This is a genomic window from Streptomyces pseudoechinosporeus, from assembly GCF_054783935.1.
The window spans coordinates 92,335-95,188 of sequence record NZ_BAAGPS010000028.1 but is presented as its reverse complement, the minus strand read 5'-3'; the positions used below and the strand labels follow the sequence as shown (position 1 = coordinate 95,188).

The 2,854-nt window shown below is 69.5% G+C and carries 2 protein-coding genes; one reads left to right on the top strand and one right to left on the bottom strand.

The features are described 5' to 3' along the window. The coding region (locus tag ACYVO6_RS28845) for an ALF repeat-containing protein (RefSeq protein ID WP_461066177.1) at positions 1-1,039 on the bottom strand (1,039 nt) is incomplete at its 3' end. A gap of 773 nt (positions 1,040-1,812) precedes the next feature. Between ACYVO6_RS28845 and ACYVO6_RS28840 the strand changes: the two genes are divergently transcribed. Continuing rightward, positions 1,813-2,700 carry a DUF7674 family protein gene (locus ACYVO6_RS28840; protein ID WP_461066175.1) on the top strand — a complete coding sequence of 296 codons (888 nt, stop codon included), beginning with the start codon at positions 1,813-1,815 and terminating at the stop codon, positions 2,698-2,700. The last annotated feature ends 154 nt before the right edge of the window (positions 2,701-2,854 follow it).

The following is a 2,854-nucleotide window of genomic DNA, read 5'->3' as shown; positions in this document are numbered from 1 at the left end:
CGGCAGCCTGCGCGGCCGCCACCGAACGCTGCGCGGCGGCCTCCGCCGTCCGCGAGGTCGACACCGCGGTCGCCGCGGCCGCGGCCGCGCCCCTGGCCGCCTGCGCCGCCTTGTTCGCCGCCCTGGCCGAGCGCTGGACGTCCTGCTCGGCGGCCTCGGCCTCGGCCTTGGCCTCCAGCGCCGCCTCTTTCGCCTTCTCGGCAGCCTTGACCGCCTGCTGGGACAGCTCGACGGCCTCGTCGGTCTTCCGGCCGGCGCGGCGCCCCTCCGCCTCCACGACCTTGACCAGCTGCTGGATCGTTGCCGTCTCTTCGTCACGCGCCCGGGCGATGTACTGGCCCGTCTCCAGGAACCACCGGATCGCCCTCGGTGACCCGTCGTCCAGTGCCCGCTGCGCGTACTCCCGCACCTGCGGTGACGCCGTCACGAGGATAGAGGTCACCTGCACACGCTCGTCCTCCTCGTGAGCGGTGAACTGTCCGCCACTGAGGAAGGCCCGCAACGCGAAGTCCGAACCGGCCCCCAGCGCAGCGGATGCCTCACGCTTCACGGCACGACCACCGTGGGCCATGACCGTGGTCACGGCCACCTCGAGGTCCTCGCGCACCGCGGTCTGGAAACCGCCCTTGAGGAAGGTCTCGATCGTCGGCTGGCCGCCGGACAACGCCACGCCGATACCCTCGCGAGTCGCCTTGCCCGCCATGACCAGGGACCGTGTGAGCGTGAACCTGTCGTCCTCGGCCCGGGCCGCGGGCAGCTTCTCGGCGAGGAACGCCGTCACGTCCGCCGTGCTGCCCACAAGTGCCGCCGCCGCGGCCGTACGTACCGCCCGGCCGCCGGTTCTGTACGCCTCCACCACCTTGCCGCGGTCGGTGTCCGGCAGACCGGATCCCTCGGGCACCGAGTCGGTGTCGGCCCCGCTCGCCGCGTACGCGGGGCGGGTGAGGACCGTGCAGTTCGGCAGCGCACAACCGGCTGCCACCCCGGCGAAAACGGCGAGCATCTGACGTCTGCTGAACTGTCGTGAACGCTGTGCCATCACGACTCCCTTCTACTGTGCTGATCCCGACCAGGACGTGCTCCCGGCCTTCGACGGACTGGCGTAGTCGGTGGCCCGCACCCGGTACACCGAGTCGGACTCCAGGCTCAGGAAGCACTCCGCGGCGGAGGGCCGGTCCTGACGGCCCGTGTCAGGACACCGGCGGCGGTCGCGGTGCCCCGAACGCGCGCCAATGTGCTGCGTGGCTTCATCACAGTCCTAGAAGTCGACAGGAGCCGACAGGAGAATTCTCCACCGCCCCCTGCGGTCCAAGTTCCTTATGGAAGCGGGGGCTTGGCAGGCGCGTCCAATTCAGAAATCGGGCAGAAGTTGGGCAACCCTCGGGCAGTTGTCGTGATATGCATCACACGCAGAAATGGTTGTAGTGATCTTGATAAAGAATCGGTTCCAGTAAGGCCTGACGCGATGACTCCGGCGACTCGTATGGCCAATTCTCCGATTTGTGGTCGCCCTTCGAGGCGTCTGAGTTTGTTGTCGAACAGCCCAGGGTGACCGGATGCGCCCCACTCACCCGACACTGACCCGACGCCGGGCTTGAGGAGGACGCCGTCGTTGCTGAGAAGTCTCCGTATGTGCGGCCTACCGAGCTCGTCGACATCGATGGCGATGGCGGAGGTGGGCGATGGTGGGCTTGTCGGAGGCCGTCGAGCCGGGTACGAGGGCGGACTGGTGAGCAAGTAGGCCACTCCGACTTGCCCGCCCCGCCCCCCAGGTGTGCGCTCGAGGCAGGGCGAGGAAAGGGGAGTGGGGTCATGGCTCACGCAGCGCCACGTATCGCGCGGGGGCACGGCAGCCCCGTACAGCTCGCGATGAGGCTCCCCGCCCCCGTACTCGGGGGGCTCGTCTACGGCTTGTGGGCCGCCGCGATCGGACGGGACGCGGGGCCGATCACCGGCTGGAACGTTCTGCCCGGCGTCGTGTCCGCGGTCGCTTTCGTGGCCGCGTACCTCGGGGCGCGTCTGCTCGGCACGCACCTGCCGCGCGAGCCGCGCGCCGCCGCGTGGGCGGGCTTCGTGGGTGTCGCAGGTGTCGCGGTCGGGTTCCTGCACGGCCTCACCGGGTCGAGCGTCCTGCGGTCGGCGGCCGTGGCGTTCGCGGTTGCGGCGGGCGCGTTCGCGGTGGTGTTCTACCGCTTCTACACGACGGAGGACTGCCCCCGGGGCGAGCGCTGGCGACCGGGCCGCCGCGGAGAACCTCATCCGCGACATGCAGAACGCACTGAAGGGACTGTGATGTCGACCCCCGACTGGTTCAGGGAACTACTCGAAGTCAGTGACGTTTTCGCGGCCAAGGACCGAGCCTATGTCGCGGACTGGCGAGGCGACCCCGAGGACGAGGACGATGTCCCACCGTTCATCTTCCGCCTGGCTGCTCTGGGACGGGTGCTCGCCGAGCGGTCGGCCGAGCTGACCTCTGAGCAGACGCGGCAGGTGTTCCGGATCCTGGAAGAGGTCATGACGTCCGGCAGCGAGTACGACAGCACGGCGGTCGCCACCGGCTTCTTCGAAGCGCTCCTCAACGCCTGGGACCGCGGCTTCGATCTCCGGGCGGTCTGGGACGACGTGGGCCCCGAGTCGCGGGCCTACTGCCTTGCCTGGAACAAGTTCGGGGGCGTCGAGTCACCGGACTGGATGCGCTGACGCGGCCCAGGGTTGCAGGACGTCTCCGGCAGCGGCGGCAGCGCGGCCGCCGCTGCCGGAAGTCCGGAATCGGCCCCGTTCACGAAACCGGTCGGCGGTTCAGGACCAGGACAAGCTCCTGGCCCTGTCCGCTCTCCTGACCTCATGAGGGTGG

Bases quoted from the DNA above. Each gene is read 5' to 3' on its own strand.
- ACYVO6_RS28840 (WP_461066175.1), top strand. From the start codon at position 1,813: ATGGCTCACGCAGCGCCACGTATCGCGCGGGGGCACGGCAGCCCCGTA.